General features: G+C 24.9%; 1 protein-coding gene. It reads left to right on the forward strand.

From position 1 onward, the window contains the following. Nucleotides 1–99: 99 nt before the first annotated feature. Nucleotides 100–550, forward strand: a 451-nt coding sequence (locus U881_RS0100005) for an anti-CBASS protein Acb1 family protein (RefSeq protein WP_024652864.1), incomplete at its 3' end; no start/stop codon positions are given.

The raw sequence follows: 550 nt of genomic DNA on the forward strand, positions 1-550 counted from the left end.
ATATTTTTTTTGTAAAAATTTTAGTTTTTTTGTTAAAGTAAGTTAGCAAAAACTAAAATATGCTTTATATTTGTATGTTATAAGGGAAAAGATATTTAAATGAAATTTAATAATTATAATAATAACAATATTAATCCAAAAGACTTATATAAATATTCGATATTTTTCAGAAATTATATAGAGAATGTAGCAGAAGACGCAATGCGTAATGGAATTACTTTGGAGAGTATTTATAGTAGGTCTTTAAGTGGAATTGAAGATGAATTAGATAATCTAAAAATAGAGCTTAAAGAAGCATTATTAAATTGCATAATAAGTTACAAATTCAATGGTATTGGCTATATATTGGTTAAGACAACAGGTGATGATAATCTAGATTTAGAAGTTAATTCTGAATTACCAATAGGATTTATGTATTCAGATTTTTCTTCTATACGTGATAAGGGACTTAGTTCACCTTATGTCGTATATTCATTTGAAGAAGAGAATGGAGAGGGTGTAACATCTAGAAAAGAAGTCAAGATTCATAAGAGTCGTTTAATTATATATG

Source organism: Borrelia persica No12, assembly GCF_000500045.1.
Classification (GTDB): Bacteria; Spirochaetota; Spirochaetia; order Borreliales; family Borreliaceae; genus Borrelia; species Borrelia persica.